The sequence below is a fragment of the Listeria marthii genome (genome assembly GCF_014227425.1).
GTDB classification, from domain to species: domain Bacteria; phylum Bacillota; class Bacilli; order Lactobacillales; family Listeriaceae; genus Listeria; species Listeria marthii.
In genome coordinates this window covers 96,048-116,261 of the sequence record NZ_JAASWB010000004.1, presented here as the reverse complement: position 1 = coordinate 116,261, position 20,214 = coordinate 96,048, and the positions used below count along the sequence as shown (strand labels likewise).

The following is a 20,214-nucleotide window of genomic DNA, read 5'->3' as shown; positions in this document are numbered from 1 at the left end:
CTTATATGATAAAAACAACGAGCTTAAGGCGTCCCTTATTGTTAGTCATGGCTGTTTTACTAATACTCGGTCAACTTAATCTTTCTGCATTCCGAGTTTTTGCAGAAGAAAATGGTAATGATTCCGTTTCTTACACGGTTCAAAAAGAGCTTTCAAGCGACAAAAAGAAAGCTACCCTGACATTTAAAGCCGCACCGAAAAATACGCAAGTTAAAATTTCAACTATAGAAACGCCTGATGGAGAAAAAACGGATGGCGATGAAGCTGAATATGTAGCTACCAAAAATGGCTCTGTCGACTTTATTATTTCCTATAAAGATAAAGCCGGCGCAGAAAAAGAATACACTGCTTCTTATAAAGTAAGTGAAATATCTGAAGAGGTGGCAACTGTAACCCCCGGTAAAACAGGGCTTAAATCTAGTGCGCCAACTGTAGCCTTAAATATCCCAGATTATAATAAGACGGCTTGGGGTAACGGGGACATCAAAGACGTTTCTGTCACAGTAGAGTTTAATAATAATAGTTCCGCTGGTAAAAAAATCAATTTCACCTTACCAGATGGCATGCGATTTGTTTCTCTACCAGTTCCAAGCAGTTACCAACCGACAAGTAGCTCTGATTCAAGTATTTTAAGCTATTTTGGCGCTGGTAATCCGGTTGGTGATTCGATTACTTCGGTTACAGTTCCGGACAAAGAGGCTGGCTATAACAAGGCCACTTATGGAACAGTTAGCTATGAGTTAGAACCTGCAACAGAGAAACTAACGCTTAGCTTTTCTGTTCAAGTAGATGCAGCCAAGTATTATGGCACAGCAGACTTAAAATCGCCTATCAAAGTCGATGCTTACATGGGTGAAGGAAGCACGCCTGTTGCCTCAGCAGAGCAAAGCGTTCACGCCGAAGGAAAAAATGTTGTCGGTTACGCTTCTCAAAAGAGTGTTCAAACCATGTTTAGAAACTGGTATACATCGTCCTTTTTACCAGAAGTTATAGCAAGCACAGATACAGAAGATTCTTATAATTATACAAAACCATATTCAGTTGTAAATGGTATCAACCAAGCAGATAGCCGTGGATCAAAAATCTTTGTTCCTAAAAATGTTTCAACGACCCTTTATTATCCAGAAGGTATGGAGTATGTCGGTGTAGTTAACGAAGGTAAAAGTGTGCTTGGAAATACTGACAATAGAACCATCACCCATTATCCAAGCGAAAACAAAGTCGTTATTGATTTTAAACAAGAAAATTACTATGGTATAGTAGAAACCATTTTTGCGGTTAAATATAAAGTGCCAGCTGGAACCCCGGTTGGGACCTATACGGCGCCTAAAGTCCCGCATGCGGTTATCACAACATATGATGACCAAGTATTTGAAACAGATGCATTAACTAATGATTCCAACGATACAACAACTCTAGCTGCGAAAGATACGTGTAAAGTAGTCGATGGAACAGCAAATAAAATGGTTATGCTACCAAGAAATAACTACATTAATCCAGATAATGAAACTTGGGCAGGTCTTATTCAGATTAACAATAAGCAAACTGCCGGAGTGAAAACAAATCAAGTTTACCAAATTAAATTTGATGAAAACTGGGAAGCATACACGGTTAATTTACCTTTTGATGGTAAGTTAGCTGGTAATCAAGCAACAGATATACAATATAAAACCAATTTAAATTCAGAATATCGAACATATGACGGAACGCTCCCTAAAACAAATGCGAATAAAATGCTTACTCTCGAAGCAACTGCAGTCGGGCTTAAAGAAGGGGAATACTTTACAGAAGTAAAAGCGAATGTAGGGGACTTCTCTACCGGATTTACAAATATTGATACTTCCGCGCCATTCAAAGCGGCCAACAGCGCATCATACGGAATAGTGAAGCCGGGTATCACTTCGGTTCAATTTGATGTCAATATTTGGGATGCTGAAGATGAAGCAAATACCAAAGTTTCCGGTTCATCAACGTACACTACTACAACGGGTGTAAGCACGGCTGCGAATGGAACAGCTTCATTTTATAACAGTGAAGGTGCACTAATTAAGACTGCTCGTGCGGGAGATACAGTAACCACAAAAGCATCATTAATTATGCATGATTACCCATATGGAACAAGAACCGTCCTTAACAATCCAGAAATTTATTTACGTCAATTAGAAGGAACAACGGTTAAACCAGGATCTATTAAACTGACAGATCAAGACGGCAAAGAAGTCGATTTTTCTGTTGAAGCGAAATCAGCTAATAACGGCGATAAAGTATATGTTATCAAAACAACAGATGTTACAGTAGGTGAATATATCGGTTATCCCGCTAAAAAACAATATTTAAATATTAGCTATAACACAACATTCGATATGACTTTAAGTAAGAGTATCCACACAAATATTCAAGAGTTGCTTGCTTGGGGTGGAAGTAATGTTACTTCGGCGCTAGGAGCGAATGTTTTCCCGGATAATGGGCTTGATGTGAACCAAAATGGTAAAGATGCAGAACGACTGCTTTCTACTAATACAAGTACGCTAAGTGTTCCTAAACAAGATACAGTTACAGTAGAAACTTTCTTAAATGTAGCTGGAGAAGGAATCAAAGCGGCTTACGTAGAAGATGATGACAGCACGGTTTCGTATTTCACACCAGGAACTGATGCTGATTATATGGTTAAAATCACGAATACGTCTAGCGGTAGCGCCGAAAGCTTAGATATTTACATCCCAATTCCAAAAACTGGTCAAGACTTTGGCTCGAAATTCCAAAGTGAACCTTTTAAATGGGATATGAAACTAAGCGACGCACTCACAATGACAGACGCGCAAAAAGCTCAATTTGACGTGAGTTATACAGCCGAAGCAACTTCAAGTAACTATACGACAGATGCCATTTACAGTAATACACTGGCAGATTACGGAAAAGCCAACATGGTCCGTATCAAAGTGAAAACGGAAATTGAATCTGGAGAAACGCAAACCATTAAAGTTCCACTAAAAGTAGATGAAACTTTTGATTCCGCTACTGCTGGAAATAAAATTGGTGAACGTGACGTATACAACCCGTACTATGCAGTTACAACGAACACTTACTCAGGATCTATCGCAGGTACTCGAGTAGGGGCAGAATTAGTAATTGTAGAAGTAGCAGGTAAGTTATTTAAAGATAAAAATGCAAATGGTGTATATGAATCGGCGCAAACTGATACACCGCTTGCGAATGAAACAGTTGAATTATATAAATGGAATGAAGCAACCTCAAAGTATGAAGCATTTACTAAAGATGGGGAAAGCGTTACAACGACAACCGATGCTGATGGTGACTATAAATTTGATTACAATTTAGGCATTGGTTACGGAAAATATGCAGTTAAATTCCCTGATAAAGCGGGATACAAATTCACCTTGCAAAATGTTGGTAAAGATAAATCATTGAATAGTGCAACGCCAAATCTAGGCGCTGAGACTGGTTGGGTAAAAGAAATTGATCCAGCACAACCAGATGCACAACATATCAATGCAGGTTATATTTCTTACGTGCCTGAAACAGATTTAAAAGTAAACTTAAATGAAAAACTAGTTCAAGAAGGAAAAAGCTTAAAGATTACTCTGCCAAAAGTAGCTCAAACAACTGGTGAAGCAGCAGAAGACACAATTGAACCAGACTTTTTCCAAAAAATCCAAGCAACAACGGATGGCTATAAGTGGACTACAGCTAATGCGGGAATAGCGACAGCAAGAACCCTAAGCGATGGTTCCGGCGCAATTGTAGGTGTTTCTACTAACGGAAAAACAATTGCAGCTACCGACCTTACAATTGCAATTAAAGACATTTTTGGAACAGAACAGAAGTCTACGGCACCGATTTATGTAACAGCAGCGAGCGGCAATACTGCTCAGAAAGACCAATTAAGAATCGGGGCAACTAACTTCACACTTGAATACAAAGATGCATTAGCACTAACAGAAGCCCAAGCAGTGACAAAAGCAAAAACAGCAGCTTTTGAAGAAGTAAAAAATGGCGTAAATTCAAACGCCCAAGATCGTACAAATGTTGTAAAAGTTGATGAAACACAACTAAAAGCTATTCAAGATGGTCCAAACCAAGGTGGCACATACCCGCTTACCTATACATTGGAACAAGATAGCAAAGAAGTCGAAGTAGTTATTCAAGTAAAAGTTGAAAAAGATTTAACAACAGTAAACGCGCATGACTCTAAGATTTATGTCGGCGATAGTTGGAGTGCAGCTGATAATTTCGATAGCGCGCTTAATAAAGAAGGAGAAACCGTTACTTTTGCGGATATCGTAGTCACTGGTTCCGTTGATACAACAACAGCTGGAACATATCCAGTCTCTTATAAATATAACGACACAGTAACCACTGTTAATGTTACAGTTAAAGACAATGCAACCGAAGTTAATGCCCATGATTCTACCATTTATACTGGTGATACTTGGAGTGCGAAAGATAACTTTGATAGCGCCGCAGATAAAGATGGTAATTCAATCACTTTTGATAAAATTACTGTGACAAATACAGTCAACACTACACAAGCCGGCACATATTCTATTACCTATACGTATGCAGGCGAAGCGAAAACAATCACTGTAACAGTAAAAGAAAACAAAAAAGGAATCAATGCGCACAATGCTACTATTTATGTCGGCGATAGCTGGACTGCTGAAGATAACTTTGATAATGCCGTAGATAAAGATGGTAATCCGGTAGCCTTTTCAGAGGTAAGTGTTACAGAAACTCCAGCAGTAAACACGAATAAAGCAGGCACATATCAAATTAAATACAGCTTTGATGGAGCTACTAAAACAGCGACATTAACAGTGAAAAATATTCAAACAGCTGTAAATGCGCATAACTCCACGATTTATATTGATGAGCCGTGGGATGCGAAAGATAACTTTGATAGTGCGCGCGATAAAGACGGAAATGCTGTCACTTTTGCAGATGTTACAGTAGAAGGAACTGTCGATAATACGCAGGCGGGCACATACCCAATCACCTACAAATACGATGGTTTCTCTAAGACAATTCAAGTCTCCGTGAAAAACCCACAAACAGCCATTTATGCACATGATTCTGTGGTTTATACTGGAGATACTTGGACAGCAAAAGACAATTTTGACCGAGCGATTGATAAAGCCGGGAATGCTGTTGCTTATAAAGATGTTACGGTGGAAGATGCTGCTGACGTCGACTTAGCGACACCGGGCACATATTCCGTGACATATCGTTACGCGGGTATTTCAAAAGTCGTACAAATTACTGTAAAACCAAGACTGACGAAAGTAGAAAGTCACGACAGCACAATTTATGCTGGGGACACTTGGCAAGCGAAAGATAACTTCGACGCAGCTACGAATAAAAAAGGCGACAACGTGAAGTTAGCTGACGTAACAGTTACAGGTCAAGTTGATACACAAACGCCAGGCACATACGAAGTTACCTATCGTTATGATGGTGTGACAAGCATTTCCCATGTAACAGTACTACAAAATCATGCGAAAATCATTGTCCATGATAGTAAGCTACAACTAAATGAAAAATGGGATGCGAAAGATAATTTCGTTAGCGCAATGTCAAGAAATGGCAGCGAAATCCCACTTTCTAATGTAAAAGTCACAGGGAAAGTTAATACTAAAAAAGCTGGCACATACAAAGTCACTTATACAATTGATCCAAATGAAGGCACAGCGGATGCAGGTAAGAAAGAACTATCCGTTGTCGCAAACATTCAAGTAGTAGAGAAAGAAATGGTTGTCAAAGGCGGTGGTGACCCGGCGGAGATAAAACAACGCACAGCAACATACAGAGAAGCAATTCCAAGAACTGGCGATCAAATGAACTTATGGATTGTCTTACTGGGAGTTTGCTTAGTAGGATTAGCGTTATTCTTATGGATCAATAGACAAAGAAGAAGCCATAAATAAACAAAACGGGGAGGTAGGGGGTCTTAAATTAGAGGCTCACCTACCTTTTTCCGCAGAATGAAACAATTTTTTTCCGTGAACAGACAGAGACAGTTCGACCGGTAGCCCAATTTTTTTAAAAGACATGGGAGGAAAGGAAATAGAAAATGACTTTTTTAGAATTTCATAAACTAATCAGTCAAGATTTGCTGATTTATTCATGGATTAGAAAGAATTTTTCTCTTACTCACCAGGAATTGGAGGTAGGTAAGGAACTTAAATTGCAACATGGACAAGTAATTATCATGGAGAAAGGTTTAATGGTTCAAGAGAGTAAAGGAAAGAAGCCTACAATTCAACGAGTATTTGCGGGTGAACGTATTATTTACACAACGGAGACCACACTACTGCTATCCACGTTAGAAAGAACAACCTACAGTATCATTTCGACAGATGAACTATTCGAGAAGCTAGACGAACACAATTTATTATCAAATTTCTTTTTGCAAGTGGCGGAAGATTTTGAGAAGAGCTTAGAATGGCAAAGAGAGCTGATGTCGGCGGAGCCTGAAGAGCGTGTTGGAAAAGTTTTGCTAAGAATTATAAAGTGGTATGAACTAGACCCTGTGCGCAATCATGTATTTCCGCGTTGGTTAAAAATCTATGTCTTAGCAAAATTAGCACGATGCTCCGTCTCAACGACATCCATGATTATAAATGGATTAGCTGACAAAGGAGTAATTAATGTAAAAAAGACACCTTGGATTTTAATACAGGATTCAGACGTATTATGTGTCTCGTAAATATCATAAAAAAACTACTCAAATACAATTTTGGGGTAGTTTTTTTACTTTTTATGGGAATAATGATGAATTAATAGCGCTTTTTTGATATACATAGTTACTTTCATAAATACACTAAATTCTAATTCGAGTTTTTCTGTATCAGCGAATGATACACTAATTAATACCGTAATAATTTAGTAAGCGGAAATATTGATACAACAGTATTTTAAAGGCAATACTATAAAGTTGGCACGGAACTTGCAATAAATAGAGCGGGTAGCAAAATAAATGAATTATATTAGGAGGGAAAAAGATGGTAGGAATTATCCTCGCAACTCACGGTGAATTTGCTGAAGGTATTTTGCAGTCCGGAACAATGATTTTCGGCGAGCAAGAAAACGTTAAAGCAATCACTTTGATGCCAAGCGAAGGTCCAGAAGACATCAAAGCTAAAATGGAAGCTGCAATAGCAACTTTTGATAGCCAAGATGAAGTTTTATTCTTAGTGGATCTTTGGGGAGGCACACCATTCAATCAAGCAAACGGTCTTTATGAACTCAATAAAGATAAGTGGGCAATCGTAGCAGGACTTAACTTGCCGATGTTGATTGAAGCTTTCTCATCACGTTTTACAATGGAAAGCGCACATGAAATCGCAGCAAATATTCTTGCGCCAGCTCAAGAAGGCATCCGCGTTAAACCGGAAGAACTTCAGCCGCAAGTAACAGCTACTGAACAGCCACAAGCAGAAATCGCTGCAGTTGGTGACGGCAAAATTGAATTTGTTCTAGCTCGTGTTGATTCTCGTCTACTGCATGGTCAAGTAGCCACTGCATGGACAAAAGCAACACACCCAACAAGAATTATCGTCGTTTCTGATGCAGTTGCAAAAGACGATCTTCGTAAAAAATTAATCGAGCAAGCAGCACCACCAGGAGTAAAAGCTAACGTTATCCCAGTCCAAAAAATGATTGAGATTTCAAAAGATCCACGTTTCGGCAATACAAAAGCACTTTTATTATTCGAAAATCCTCAAGATGTTTTACGCGCAATTGAAGGTGGCGTAGAAATCGAACAAGTAAACGTTGGTTCCATGGCTCACTCTGTAGGTAAAGTTGTTGTTAGCAAAGTACTTTCCATGGGTAAAGATGATGTTGCCACTTTTGAGAAATTAAAAGAAAAAGGCGTTAAATTCGATGTGCGTAAAGTCCCTAATGACTCAAGCGCAAACATGGATGACATCATTAAAAAAGCAAAAAATGAATTAAAGACACAATAAAAAATTAAAATAGGAGGTTTATTATGTCTGTCATATCAATAATTTTAGTAGTACTTATTGCATTTTTAGCAGGTATTGAAGGAATTCTAGATGAATTTCAGTTCCATCAGCCATTAATTGCATGTACATTAATTGGTCTCGTAACAGGTAACTTAACAGCTTGTATCATCCTTGGCGGAACTCTACAAATGATCGCACTTGGATGGGCAAACATCGGAGCAGCCGTAGCACCAGATGCCGCGCTTGCCTCAGTAGCTTCAGCAATTATATTAGTATTAGGTGGACAAGGGGTAGCAGGTATTCCGTCCGCAATCGCAATTGCAATTCCACTTGCAGTAGCAGGTCTTTTCTTAACAATGATCGTTCGTACATTGGCAGTTCCAATTGTTCACTTGATGGACAGAGCCGCTGAAAAAGGGAATATTCGCAGCGTAGAGTGGTTACATATTTCAGCAATTTGTATGCAAGGTATTCGTATCGCGATTCCAGCAGCAGCACTTTTATTCATTCCAGCAGACAGCGTTCAATCTTTCTTAGAAGCAATGCCAGCTTGGTTAACAGATGGTATGGCTATCGGTGGAGGAATGGTAGTTGCCGTTGGTTATGCACTAGTTATCAACATGATGGCTACTAAAGAAGTATGGCCGTTCTTCGTTATCGGTTTCGTAGTAGCTGCAATTTCTCAACTTACACTTATCGCAATTGGTGCTCTAGGTGTTGCACTTGCTCTTATTTACCTTAACCTATCTAAAATGGGTGGCGGTAACTCAAACGGCGGTGGAGGCGGAAACTCTCGCGATCCACTGGGCGATATATTAAACGACTATTAATAAAAAAAGGAGGAGAATAGAATGGCAGAAAAAATCGAATTATCAAAGAGAGACCGTCTACGCGTAGCATGGCGCTCTACGTTCATTCAAGGTTCATGGAACTACGAACGTATGCAAAATGGTGGCTGGGCATTCTCTATGATTCCCGCTATTAAAAAATTATATAAAACTAAAGAAGATCGTTCGCAAGCTCTAAAACGTCACTTAGAATTCTTTAATACACATCCATATATTGCATCTCCAATTCTTGGGGTAACACTTGCACTTGAAGAAGAACGTGCAAATGGTGCAGAAGTTGATGATGTAGCAATTCAAGGGGTTAAAGTTGGTATGATGGGACCTCTAGCTGGTGTTGGTGATCCAGTATTCTGGTTTACAATTCGTCCAATGTTAGGAGCATTAGGTGCTTCTCTTGCCTTGAGTGGAAACATTCTTGGACCAATTTTATTCTTCGTTGCTTGGAACGTAATTCGTTGGGGCTTCATGTGGTATACACAAGAATTCGGCTACAAAGCTGGTTCGAAAATTACTGATGACCTTTCTGGTGGATTACTACAAGACATTACAAAAGGTGCTTCGATACTCGGGATGTTCGTCCTCGCCGCCTTGGTGCAGAGATGGGTAAATATCCAGTTTGCGCCAATTATCTCGAAAGTTAAACTTGATGAAGGTGCGTATATTGATTGGAGTCATCTTCCACAAGGCGCTCAAGGTATCAAAACTGCTTTAGAACAACAACAAGCAGGTTTAGCTCTTTCTGAAATTAAAGTAACAACCTTGCAAAATAACTTGGATAACTTAATCCCAGGACTTGCAGCAGTAGCTCTTACATTCTTATGTATGTGGTTACTTAAGAAAAAAATCAGCCCAATTATCATCATTCTAGGTCTATTCGTAGTTGGTATAGTTGGTCACTTAATCGGGCTTCTGTAAAAATAAGCTGATCGAAAAGAGGCTGGTGCAATATTCACCGAGCCTCTTTTCGTTTAGATATATGACACAGATAAACGAATACGGTATAATAAACAAAACAAGCGAAAAGAAATGGAGCGAATACAGTTGGTTCAATCGATTAATACAAAGGTAGACTTAACAATAGATGCCACCGCGTATACTGGACTTACAGATTACGGGAAAATTATGATTGGCGACAAAGGTTTTGAATTTTTCAACTCACGTGATGTGCGTAAATTCGTCCAAATTCCTTGGGAAGAAGTAGATCAAGTTATCGTATCTGTTATGCTAAAAGGCAAGTGGATCCCTCGCTACGCCATCAAAACAAAGCGCAACGGCACATATACATTTGCTTCTAAAAAGCCTAAAGAAGTTTTACGTAAAATACGAGTTTATGTCGACCCAGCCAATATGGTGAGTTCGCTCAGTTTCTTTGACGTTATGAAGCGCTCGTTTCGGTCGATATTTAGCAAGAAGAAAAACAAAAATAAATAAGCCGATTTATACCGAAAAGCATCAATGGACCTATTGTCTGTTGATGCTTTTTTTCATACATAATAATTGAACAAACAGCATATTTTGATACAATAGAAAGTATAATTAAAACGCAATCAAAGGAGGAACACCAACATGAAAAAACCAAGAATCTACACAATGTCATTCGCTAGTGTATACCCTCTTTACATACAAAAAGTGGAGAAAAAAGACCGCACCAAAGAAGAAGTGGACGAAATTATTTTCTGGCTAACAGGTTACGACCAAGCTTCCTTACAGCAAGCCATCGATCAAGAAATTGATTTCGAGACCTTTTTCAACCAAGCTCCAAAAATGAACCCCAATGCTTCCTTAATTACCGGAGTTATTTGCGGCTACCGAGTGGAAGAAATTGAAGATAAACTGATGCAACAAATTCGTTATTTGGATAAATTAGTTGATGAACTCGCAAAAGGGAAAAAGATGGAGAAGATTTTACGAAAATAAGCAAAAAGCAGCCGATTTTAATGGGCTGCTTTTTTGATTTATCAGCTTTTGGAGACTTTCTTTTTAACATCTGCCAGTGAATTAACAAATTTTAAGGTCATTTTCACGGATTTTCGATTTAAAGTCCCTTGATAATGTTTAATTTTGTTCGTTAGTTCATTATTTTTATTTGTTGTAAGTTGTAATTTTTGTTCAGTTTGTTTAAGTTCATTTTCTAAGTGTTTATTTTTTTCTTGGTGTTTTTTGTTTTGGTCCGCGGTAGTTTTTCTCAATTGGGTAAGTTGGTTATTAACGGCATTTACTCGGTATTTGGTGCTAAAATCATGCCTTTCTTTTAATAGATTGGCAGAAAATTTCACTCGATTTAGCATCTCAGTTGGATTTAATGTGGAAATGACTTCTGGGCTAGTGGGGAAATTAATGGAATGAATAAGTTCATCCATTGGGGCAGATTTTCTGTTTTTGTCGTGTTTATAGATGTGATTTAGCCCATTTGTATCTAAGAAATCAACATAGTTATCAAAATTTTTCGCTTGAACTTTCTCAGCAGATTTCAGGTCCACTTTGCTTAGTAAATCTTGAATGTTGTTGGTTTGCGCTAGTTCGTCTATTGTGACGTGAGGAAGGGCGTGGTAGGAAGCTAGTTCGCGCATTCGGGCATCTTGTACAAAAGAAATGTTAGGTGTTCCGACGATTGTAGGAATAACGTTGCCATGCAAGCGAGAACCAATACTAAAATCAATATTTTTCACAAAATCATACCAACTAGGCATGCTAGTAAAATATTTTACACGACCTTCTTGATAATATTTATGTTCGATATTTGTTGGATAACCTTTGATATCGCTAGTAATATCTGGACCACCAGCGTACATTAAATGAAATTCGTCTAAGTGTTGTGGGATAAAGTGATAGTCTTTGTATGTAGTAATCAGATTGTTTAAGAATTGAATAGCAGTTTCTGATGAGGTTGGAGATGCGTTAATCGCGATGGAGGATTGATCTGTTAAGTGTAAATCTCTTATTTTTAATTCTCGGCCGAATGTATAGAGCGAGGGACAACCAATTACTCGAAAGTCGAGGTCATCGTTAAAGCCTAGTTTTTTTAAATAATCGGCTGTGATTTGTCCGCGAACACCAATTTGAGCAGATTTTTCTAGGACAGCTTTTACAAAATTAGTAACATCTTCATCAAAGGGAAAACCTTCATTTATTTGGGGCTCGTAATTTGCTCTTAAGCCGACCCCTGTTACGACAACTGGGATTTTCAATTTGTGAATAAGCTGAGTGTAATTGCGAAGTATAGGTCTGAAGTCATCTCGGAATGCGTCTGCTAAAGGCATAACATAGAGATCGTAATTTTCATTGATTTTTTCTGCTAAATTAGGGTTAGATGAAAGCCCGTCTGCATGTATTTCCACGTCGTCGTTCCATAAGGCTCGATAAATACTGTATTGATAAGCAAGGTTGCCATTGTTAAAACCTGTCCGATCTTTTAAATAGAGGTCTTCCGGCATGTATACATTCGTGGGTCGCATGCCTGACCTAATTAATATTCTCTTCACTAAAAAACCACATCCTTAAGTAAGTTGATATTTAAATTATATCAAAATGTTAATAAGGTTAATAGTTTTTGGGGTGAAGTTATTGGTGTTTGTTTTTGCACGTATCAAAGAAGTAGCCAATTGCGTCTACTAATTCTTCGTTCACCGAATAAATATGCGTTGTCCCTTCCTTCCTTAAATTAATCAGTTTTGCCTCTTTAAGCAGTTTAATGTGGTGTGACATGGTTGATTTGGAAATATTGTAAGTTGTTCCAGAGAAGCGCTTCTCTTTGCTTTTCAGTAAGCATAGGAAAATATCGAGACGGATTGGGTCGCTTAATGCTTGGAAAATTAATAATAAATCTGATTTTGAGAGCTCATTTAACTTTTTCATATAAATATCATATCATAACTTACATTTTAATTGCGCGGAACTTGCTGCTATGTTATATTATGATAGTTCGAAATTAATCGAACTATAAAATCCGAAAGAAGTTGTTGGAAAATGTTGCATATTGAAGCGCAAATTACGATAAAAAAAGAGCAAGCCGAAGCTTTTTTGCAAGCTGCTAAGGAAGTTATTGCCGCATCACAAAAAGAAGCGGGAAATCACGGTTATGAATTAGTGCAATCGACGGAAAACGAAACAGTTTTTTATATGTTAGAAAAATGGGCAGATATGGATGCTATTCAACAACATAATGAAAGCGAGCATTTCCAAAAATTCCAGAAAGCCGCTGCCAATTTTGTTGCTAAAGAACTTGAAATTTCAGTGTTAACGCCACTTGCGCGATAAGGAGGAGAAAAATATGACTTATTTAAATAATGATTTTGAAGACTTAATGAAAAACCGCCGCTCGATTCGAGAATACGATGAAACGGTGAAAATTAGCCAAGAGGAAATGAAAGCTATTTTAGAGGATGCGGTAACTGCTCCTTCGTCTGTAAACATGCAGCCGTGGCGTTTTGTGGTTGTGGAAAGTGACGCGGGTAAAGAAAAATTAAACTCGTTAGTTCGCTTCAATACTCGTCAAAACGAATCTTCTTCCGCAATGATTTTAGTTTTCGGTGACTTACAAAACTTCGAAAACGGTGAAAAAATCTACGGAGAATCTGTTGAACGAGGCTTGATGCCAGCAGAAGTGAAAGAACAACAAATGGCGAAATTAAGCCAGTATTTTGAAGCGATTCCCCGTTCAGAAGCAGAACGTGTAGTACTTATTGACGGCGGACTTGTAGCGATGCAGTTAATGCTCGTTGCTCGTGCGCACGGTTATGATACAAATCCAATTGGCGGTTTTGAACGCACAGAAGTTGCAGAAGCTTTTAATATGGATCCAGAACGTTATGTTCCAGTTATGATTGTTTCTATTGGGAAAGCTAAAAATTCCGGTTATCAGTCTTATCGATTGCCGATTACTGATGTTACGAGTTTTGCTTAAAATGAGAATGGGGAAATAGTTGATATTTCCTTGTTCTTTTTTTACTTCTTGGTATAATTAAAGTGACATAAAGCCAAGGAGGAGAAGCAACTGTGACAATCAAAATAACTCGTAAAACAGGCATTGGCAGAAGCATTACTCCGGTGAATATTAGAATTGATAATGAAGAGATTGTGAAATTAGATAACTACCAATCGCACTTTTTTATGCCCAAGGTAGAGAAAACGAAGGTTCGGGTAACAAACTGGTTTTATGGAAGCGAAGAAGCGATTTTGGAAAATAGCAGTGATGTGATTGTGCGGATTAATAGTAAGGCACTAATATTAAATTATGCGATGTTTCCGTTTCTTATTTACGGTTTTGTTATGACTAGTTTGGTAGCTACGTTGATTGCGCTTGGTCTTTGCTTAGCATCATTTTTTTATTCGCGAAAGCATTGGTTTGAGTTTGTGAAAATAAAGAGATAATTAATCGATAGTACGGGCCAAGCGCTCGTACTATTTTTTTATCTGTGTAAGTTGACATTCTATCTGTGTAGCTTAAAAATGGTAGTTAAACCGCGTGATGACAGCGCTTTCTTTTGGCATGATAATTGCATGATATACAGATGCTCGGAATGAATCTTTAATCGGGGGGAGGAAATTAGAGAAAAGGGCATTCTGGCAACCACACGAAAAGGGGTACAGAGAGACAAACTTAGAACTACCGAAATGAGGTTTATAAATCAAAAATCGGGGTGAAGAGATGAATAAGAAGATGAAAAAGCTTTTTAGTATTACTTCTGTTGTGTTGTTGGTTTTATCGTTAGTGGTTGTATCAATTGGTGCACAGCCAAAACGGGCGAAAGCGGCTGAAAATGTACCACAGTATCGAAATGTGATGTATTATGGCGATTGGTCGATTTGGGGAGGAGAAGGGAACTTTTATCCGAAAGATATTCCGGCTGATCAATTAACGCATTTGAATTTTGCTTTTCTGGATTTTAATAGCAATGGGGATTTGGTTTTTACTGATAAAGATGCTGCTGTTGGGGCGCCTGTTGGGCAAGAGGGAGTTCAATGGGGCGGAGCGAATGCCGGTGTTTTGAATGCGATTCAAGATTTACGCGCTCAAAATCCGAATTTGAAAATCGGTGTATCGGTTGGAGGCTGGTCTAAGTCGGGAGATTTCTCTACGGTTGCAGCAGATCCAACAAAACGGGCTAACTTTGTGAAAAATGTGATGAAGTTTGTGAAATATACCAATATGGATTTTGTTGATTTGGACTGGGAATATCCTGCTTCGGTGCGGGACGCTGACCTTGTTGATAATAAAAACGATGAAGGCACTCCAAATGCAAAACCTGCGGACAAACAAAACTTTATTACACTTTTACAAGATTTAAGAACGGCTTTGGATAAACAAGGCGTTGATATTAACAAGAAATACGAATTATCGGTTGCTTTACCAGCTGCAAAATCTACATTAGAAAATGGGATTGATGTAGCGAATTTGTTTAAAGTAGTCGATTTTGCGAATGTGATGACGTATGACTTAAATGGTGCTTGGACACCGAATAGTGCGCATCATACAGCGCTTTACGGCAATCCGAAAGACCCAAATTATGATAGTGGTTTTTCCGTGGATCAAACCGTTAAATACTTAAAAGAAAAGGGAGCAGTTTCGAATAAAATTGTTGTTGGGGCAGCATTTTATACTCGGGGCTGGAATAAAGTAGCTGCTGGAACGGATACGGCATTGCCAGGACTTTTCCAAGCTGCTGAAAAAACGAATAAAGATGCGGATGGCTCGCTTACTTATGGGGCAAACAACGAAAACCCAATTAAAACTGGCGATGGGGGCCGTGCTGGCGGAGTTTGGGCGTATAGAAGTATCGATGCGCTGAAAGCTAAAACGCCAACTTTGAAAGAATATTGGGATGATACTGCCAAAGCGCCGTATCTTTATAGTAAGGAAACTGGGGAGTTTTACACATATGACAATCCACGTTCGATTGGCTATAAGGCACAATATGTAAAAGATAATAATCTTGGTGGGATGATTTCTTGGATGCAGTCGCAGGATAAAACCACGACTTCAACTAAGCGCGATGAACTCACAAAGGCGATTAAATCAGGATTATTCGGTGCTAGCGCTATCCCGCAAAATACGATCACTTATGCGAATTTAAATGTGGTAGCGACAGTGAAACCTTATAGCGAAAATGGGGTCGGATACGAAATTACAATTACAAACAATGAAAAAGCGGACGAAACCAATGAAGTTTTGAAATCAACTGAGCTATCGTTTGAAACAGTGAAATTACCTAAGTTTTATATTCCAGTAAAAGCGGGCGAAACGTTAACTGCTGGAGATTATAAAGCGGGTACGGTTACTACTTCGGGTGGCAATACAGTAGTTGATTTAGCTTCTGTATATGATGCACAGCAAATTCCGCAAGGCGCATCTTATACGTTCCGTTTAAAATCGAGTGCATCTAGTGTGGATGTAAATAATATTTCTAAAATTGATTTAACACAACGGATGGTAAAATCAAGTGTCGAATTTGGTAAACAAACTATTTTTGGCGGAGGAACTGTTGTACCTGATCCAAGTGACACAGAAGCTCCAACCGTACCAAAAGCACTCGCATCTTCTAACGTAACTGATAAAGCTGCTACGCTAACGTGGACAGCTTCCTCGGACAATAAAGCGGTGGCTGGATATAAAGTGTACCGAAATGGGACTGAAGTTGGCTCTGTTTCAGGAACTACTTTTACAGATAGTGGCTTAACTGCCAAAACAGCGTACACTTACACAGTAAAAGCGTATGATGCGGCTGGGAATTTCTCGGCGGCAAGCTCGGCCTTAACTGTGACAACGCTTGACGCGGCAACACCACCAGCAACTCCAGCATGGGACACTGCAAAAACGTACAATAAGGGAGATAGGGTTTCTTATAAAGGGAAAACATATGAAGCACAGTGGTGGACACAAGGAAATGAGCCGGGAGCTGAACAGTGGGGCCCGTGGCTTTTGATTAATTAATATACGTTGCAGGACAGGGATTCTTCTTTTAGAGTCCCTGTTTTTATTTGAAAAAGAGGACAAAATCATAGCCAGCGTATTACAATGAATAAAAGACATTAGAGAGGATGCTGGCAGATGTATTTTGTATATGATATCGGTGGAACTTTTATAAAATTTGCGTTGATGGAAAATAATGGAACGATAAAAATGAAAGATAAATTCCCTACTACTGCCAAAAGCGCGGAAGAACTTGTAGAGCAAATGGTAGAAAAATGGCGTCCTTATCAACAAGATGTAACAGGGATTGCAGTGAGTTGTCCTGGGGTGGTCAATACGGAAACTGGCGTGATCTACCAAGGTGGTGCGCTATTATTTATGCATGAAAAAAACTTGGCTGAAATGCTCGCACGTGAATGTCATGTTCCGGTCGTTTTACAAAATGATGCTAAAAGTGCTGCACTTGCAGAATTGTGGTTAGGTGTAGCGAAAGATGTTGAAAGTGCGGCGATTTTAACGCTTGGAAGTGGTGTTGGTGGCGGGATTATTATGAACGGCAAGTTGCAATCTGGTTTTAATTTAATGGCTGGGGAGGTAAGTTTTATTCAGACCTCTTTTGATACGGAAAAATTGCGAGGGAAGTTTTTTGGACAGGCTGGGTCGGCGGTTGAACTAATTAAAAGAATTGCTACCAAGAAAAATCTGGCAGATAAAAAAGACGGCGAGCAAGTTTTTGAGTGGATAAACCAAGGGGATGAGGAAGCTCAAGCTATTTTTGATGATTATATTTATGGGCTAGCCTCGCAGGTTTTGAATATCCAATATTTGATTGATCCAGAAATTATTGCGATTGGCGGCGGAATTAGCGCGCAACCCATTGTTGTTAAACGTTTAAACAAGGCCATTGAAGAAATAAAAGCTGCAAATCCATTCCACGGAGCAAGGCCGAAAATTGTTACCTGTCATTTCCGAAACGATGCTAATTTATATGGTGCGCTTTATAATTTCTTTTTACAAAGTATCGACTAATTGTATATTATTATACTAAATTTTGCGATTAGTACTAAAAATGTATTAGAATAGAGAAGAGAAACGGGAAGGGATGATGGGACTCATGAAATTTCAACTTTTTATTCAACCTAAGTTAGACGTTCTTCAGGGAAATATTGTCGAATATGAAATACTGTTGCGCGATGATAGTAAAGTTCCTAGATTTCCTCTGTCAGAATTAGAGGCAGTACTCGCGGATGAAGAATTATACTTGGCTTTTTCAGAGTGGTTTTGCGATGCTTTTTTCGATGTTTTAGCGAAATATCCAAATGATCGATTTGCTATAAATATCGCTCCACAGCAACTTTTTTATACAGAAACCCTCCACTGGCTAGATAAATTAAAAAGTGAGAGCCACCGTATTACCGTCGAAATGACTGAAGATATTTTCGATGTTCCCGCGCATAAACGCCACCTCAATGCGAATGATAAAGACGCATTTATTTTAAACAAAATTAAAGTGATTCACGGTCTTGGCTATCACATCGCAATAGATGATGTTAGTTGCGGCTTAAACAGCTTAGAGCGAGTAATGAGTTACCTACCCTACATAATAGAAATTAAATTTTCATTAATTCATTTCCAAAATATTCCATTAGAAGATCTACTATTATTTATTAAAGCATGGGCGAATTTTGCTCAAAAAAACAAGCTTGATTTTGTGGTCGAAGGGATTGAAACAAAAGAAACCATGACTCTACTAGAAAGTCATGGCGTGTCTATTTTTCAAGGTTATTTAGTTAATAAGCCGTTCCCTGTTTGAAAACTGTCCACTTGATCTAACAAGTCTTCATGAGAACTAATCATAATAGGTCTTTTAGAGAGTAATAAACCATTTTCTCGTAATGCTTCGAGCGCTTCTGTAATTCGAGCGCGACTAGAACGACAATAATCAGCTAAGAAAGTTTGATTGATATAGGACGGAAGTTTAATTGGCCCATCGGATTGATGCAAATTGAGAAGCTCGACAATTTCCACAAAAATGCGCGTCACTTTTACTATTGGTGGTTGATTGATATTTTTGTAATTTTTCGCTGTAAACAGGTATCGTACAATAACATCATCCAACACAAGATGGAAAAATTGCGGATTCGCATATAAATAATTGAGGAAAAATTCGCGGTCGATGAATAAAGCAGTGCCGTTTTCTAATGCGCGAACGCGGTATTCCGTAAGTTCGGGAGCCGTTTTTGTTTCGAGCAAACTTTCCATTCCAAAAATTGCTTTTTGCGAGATCAAAGCATTTATCATCCAGCGTCCTTCGCTTGTTGGTCCTTCTAAAACAGCAGTTCCTTTTAGAAGCACTCCCATTTGAGGTGGTTTATTTTCATAAGCTCGAAATGAATGAATAATATCGCCTTTTTTAAAAGAGACTTTACTCGAATAATCACTAGAAAAAATAGCTGAAAAATCTATAGTGGAAAGCATAATCAAAACTCCTATACTAAAGTAAAATGTTAATTACTATACTACTGTACTGCTATCTGTCCTAAAAAGATACTAGATTAAAAAAACTTTCGCAATACAGATATGAAAAAGACACTTTTTAGCAACATTTTCGATAATTTCACCACTAAAAACATACTTTTAAAAAAGAGCACAAAAAAGACCCATAAAAATGAGCCTTCTAAAACTTCTTATAAACATCAATGGAATTACCAAAATTAATCAGATAGCCACCATAATCATACATTGGACCGTATTTATCAGCATAATGAGAAACGGTGTGGCGCAAAAATTCTTCTGTTACCTCTAAAAACTCCGCTACTTCAAAATATTCACGTAAACCGAGATAAAAGCACGAGATAATATCATCAAGTGGTATCAATTCTTCGTAGCCTTTACGACGAGCAAAAATTTCTTGTTTTTTATCCATAATTGTTTCTTGTTTGGTAATATTACCTACAGTGTATTTGTAATGCATCAATTCTTCTACTAAAATACAACCTTTTTGAATAGAAGACTGATCTTTACTAATAAAAATCGTCCCGTTTAAATAAAGACCGGGTAGTTTGTAAGGCATTTTTTCTTCTCTGATGGTTACCTCGTCTTGGTATTTATTCACTAATTTTTCGTACAATAAAATCACATCCCGCGATGGAGTTTTTTCTTCATCTCTATATAAGCTAGAATATCCCGCATTTCTTCATCTGTTACATCATCATCTATATGGGCTGCAATTGTCACCAAGCGTTCATCAACAGGCGGTAAACTTCTTTCCGGGAAAAAATCATCTAATCGTTTGTTGAAGATTTTTGCAAGTTCAAATAAAACATCTTGATTTGCTTTTCGATCGCCATTTTCGTAACGGCTAATCGTTTGGCGAGTTGTATGAAGCTTTTCTGCTAAGGCTTCTTGATTTAAACCGCGTTCCTCGCGATACTGTTTTATTTTATTTCCTACAAATTTATTTAACTCCATA

Annotated in this window: 18 protein-coding genes; 13 read left to right on the top strand and 5 right to left on the bottom strand. The window is 38.3% G+C overall.

Features of this window, described 5'->3' with window-relative positions:
* Nucleotides 1–5: 5 nt before the first annotated feature.
* The 7 genes from lcp (at nt 6) to HCJ55_RS08240 (ending at nt 10,750) form a co-directional block, all read left to right on the top strand.
* Complete coding sequence (gene lcp / locus HCJ55_RS08270; RefSeq protein ID WP_185517724.1) at nt 6–5,942, top strand: putative cellulose-binding protein LCP; 5,937 nt, start codon at nt 6–8, stop codon at nt 5,940–5,942.
* A 146-nt stretch (nt 5,943–6,088) separates the two neighbouring features.
* Nucleotides 6,089–6,724 (top strand): mpt operon Crp-Fnr family transcription regulator, encoded by a 636-nt coding sequence (locus tag HCJ55_RS08265; RefSeq protein WP_185517722.1) that lies wholly within the window; start codon nt 6,089–6,091, stop codon nt 6,722–6,724.
* 295 nt (nt 6,725–7,019) lie between these two features.
* Complete coding sequence (locus HCJ55_RS08260; RefSeq protein WP_185502737.1) at nt 7,020–7,985, top strand: mannose/fructose/sorbose PTS transporter subunit IIA; 966 nt, start codon at nt 7,020–7,022, stop codon at nt 7,983–7,985.
* A 23-nt stretch (nt 7,986–8,008) separates the two neighbouring features.
* Nucleotides 8,009–8,815: a PTS mannose/fructose/sorbose transporter subunit IIC gene (locus tag HCJ55_RS08255; protein WP_003724931.1), complete on the top strand. Its 807-nt coding sequence runs from the start codon at nt 8,009–8,011 to the stop codon at nt 8,813–8,815.
* 21 nt (nt 8,816–8,836) lie between these two features.
* On the top strand, nt 8,837–9,748 hold the full coding sequence (locus HCJ55_RS08250) for a PTS system mannose/fructose/sorbose family transporter subunit IID (protein WP_003721724.1): 912 nt from the start codon (nt 8,837–8,839) through the stop codon (nt 9,746–9,748).
* Between the two features lie 126 nt (nt 9,749–9,874).
* Entirely contained in the window at nt 9,875–10,264 is a 390-nt protein-coding gene (locus HCJ55_RS08245) for a DUF956 family protein (protein WP_003728941.1), read from the top strand.
* Between the two features lie 135 nt (nt 10,265–10,399).
* Nucleotides 10,400–10,750, top strand: a complete 351-nt coding sequence (locus tag HCJ55_RS08240) for a DUF2200 domain-containing protein (protein ID WP_185391687.1) — start codon at nt 10,400–10,402, stop codon at nt 10,748–10,750.
* A gap of 41 nt (nt 10,751–10,791) precedes the next feature.
* On the opposite strand, the gene HCJ55_RS08235 is transcribed toward HCJ55_RS08240, so the two are convergent.
* Complete coding sequence (locus HCJ55_RS08235; RefSeq protein WP_185518005.1) at nt 10,792–12,288, bottom strand: polysaccharide pyruvyl transferase family protein; 1,497 nt, start codon at nt 12,286–12,288, stop codon at nt 10,792–10,794.
* Nucleotides 12,289–12,394: 106 nt separating this feature from the next.
* Nucleotides 12,395–12,688 carry an ArsR/SmtB family transcription factor gene (locus HCJ55_RS08230; protein WP_185504192.1) on the bottom strand — a complete coding sequence of 98 codons (294 nt, stop codon included), beginning with the start codon at nt 12,686–12,688 and terminating at the stop codon, nt 12,395–12,397.
* Between the two features lie 111 nt (nt 12,689–12,799).
* Between HCJ55_RS08230 and HCJ55_RS08225 the strand changes: the two genes are divergently transcribed.
* The 6 genes from HCJ55_RS08225 to HCJ55_RS08200 all read left to right on the top strand — a co-directional run bounded on the left by HCJ55_RS08225 (nt 12,800) and on the right by HCJ55_RS08200 (nt 18,555).
* Complete coding sequence (locus HCJ55_RS08225) at nt 12,800–13,090, top strand: putative quinol monooxygenase (RefSeq protein WP_185517720.1); 291 nt, start codon at nt 12,800–12,802, stop codon at nt 13,088–13,090.
* A 13-nt stretch (nt 13,091–13,103) separates the two neighbouring features.
* Entirely contained in the window at nt 13,104–13,736 is a 633-nt protein-coding gene (locus tag HCJ55_RS08220; protein ID WP_185391683.1) for a nitroreductase family protein, read from the top strand.
* A 92-nt stretch (nt 13,737–13,828) separates the two neighbouring features.
* A complete protein-coding gene (locus HCJ55_RS08215; protein WP_185517718.1) occupies nt 13,829–14,203 on the top strand; it encodes a hypothetical protein in 375 nt (124 codons plus the stop codon).
* 289 nt (nt 14,204–14,492) lie between these two features.
* On the top strand, nt 14,493–16,763 hold the full coding sequence (chiB, locus tag HCJ55_RS08210) for a chitinase ChiB (RefSeq protein WP_185518003.1): 2,271 nt from the start codon (nt 14,493–14,495) through the stop codon (nt 16,761–16,763).
* Nucleotides 16,764–16,880: 117 nt separating this feature from the next.
* Entirely contained in the window at nt 16,881–17,771 is an 891-nt protein-coding gene (locus tag HCJ55_RS08205; RefSeq protein ID WP_008946524.1) for an ROK family protein, read from the top strand.
* A gap of 76 nt (nt 17,772–17,847) precedes the next feature.
* A complete protein-coding gene (locus tag HCJ55_RS08200) occupies nt 17,848–18,555 on the top strand; it encodes an EAL domain-containing protein (RefSeq protein ID WP_008946525.1) in 708 nt (235 codons plus the stop codon).
* Here HCJ55_RS08200 and HCJ55_RS08195 read toward each other — a convergent pair.
* From HCJ55_RS08195 to HCJ55_RS08185, 3 genes are all read right to left on the bottom strand, one after another.
* Entirely contained in the window at nt 18,525–19,220 is a 696-nt protein-coding gene (locus tag HCJ55_RS08195; protein WP_185504183.1) for a Crp/Fnr family transcriptional regulator, read from the bottom strand. The genes HCJ55_RS08200 and HCJ55_RS08195 overlap by 31 nt on opposite strands.
* Nucleotides 19,221–19,419: 199 nt before the next feature.
* A complete protein-coding gene (locus tag HCJ55_RS08190) occupies nt 19,420–19,872 on the bottom strand; it encodes an ImmA/IrrE family metallo-endopeptidase (RefSeq protein WP_008946527.1) in 453 nt (150 codons plus the stop codon).
* Between the two features lie 5 nt (nt 19,873–19,877).
* Nucleotides 19,878–20,213, bottom strand: a complete 336-nt coding sequence (locus HCJ55_RS08185) for a helix-turn-helix transcriptional regulator (protein WP_008946528.1) — start codon at nt 20,211–20,213, stop codon at nt 19,878–19,880.
* Nucleotide 20,214 lies beyond the last annotated feature (1 nt).

Bases quoted from the DNA above. Each gene is read 5' to 3' on its own strand.
- lcp (WP_185517724.1), top strand. From the start codon at position 6: ATGATAAAAACAACGAGCTTAAGGCGTCCCTTATTGTTAGTCATGGCT.
- HCJ55_RS08265 (WP_185517722.1), top strand. From the start codon at position 6,089: ATGACTTTTTTAGAATTTCATAAACTAATCAGTCAAGATTTGCTGATT.
- HCJ55_RS08260 (WP_185502737.1), top strand. From the start codon at position 7,020: ATGGTAGGAATTATCCTCGCAACTCACGGTGAATTTGCTGAAGGTATT.
- HCJ55_RS08255 (WP_003724931.1), top strand. From the start codon at position 8,009: ATGTCTGTCATATCAATAATTTTAGTAGTACTTATTGCATTTTTAGCA.
- HCJ55_RS08250 (WP_003721724.1), top strand. From the start codon at position 8,837: ATGGCAGAAAAAATCGAATTATCAAAGAGAGACCGTCTACGCGTAGCA.
- HCJ55_RS08240 (WP_185391687.1), top strand. From the start codon at position 10,400: ATGAAAAAACCAAGAATCTACACAATGTCATTCGCTAGTGTATACCCT.
- HCJ55_RS08235 (WP_185518005.1), bottom strand. From the start codon at position 12,288: ATGCGACCCACGAATGTATACATGCCGGAAGACCTCTATTTAAAAGAT.
- HCJ55_RS08230 (WP_185504192.1), bottom strand. From the start codon at position 12,688: ATGAAAAAGTTAAATGAGCTCTCAAAATCAGATTTATTATTAATTTTC.
- HCJ55_RS08225 (WP_185517720.1), top strand. From the start codon at position 12,800: ATGTTGCATATTGAAGCGCAAATTACGATAAAAAAAGAGCAAGCCGAA.
- HCJ55_RS08220 (WP_185391683.1), top strand. From the start codon at position 13,104: ATGACTTATTTAAATAATGATTTTGAAGACTTAATGAAAAACCGCCGC.
- chiB (WP_185518003.1), top strand. From the start codon at position 14,493: ATGAAAAAGCTTTTTAGTATTACTTCTGTTGTGTTGTTGGTTTTATCG.
- HCJ55_RS08205 (WP_008946524.1), top strand. From the start codon at position 16,881: ATGTATTTTGTATATGATATCGGTGGAACTTTTATAAAATTTGCGTTG.
- HCJ55_RS08200 (WP_008946525.1), top strand. From the start codon at position 17,848: ATGGGACTCATGAAATTTCAACTTTTTATTCAACCTAAGTTAGACGTT.
- HCJ55_RS08195 (WP_185504183.1), bottom strand. From the start codon at position 19,220: ATGCTTTCCACTATAGATTTTTCAGCTATTTTTTCTAGTGATTATTCG.
- HCJ55_RS08185 (WP_008946528.1), bottom strand. From the start codon at position 20,213: ATGGAGTTAAATAAATTTGTAGGAAATAAAATAAAACAGTATCGCGAG.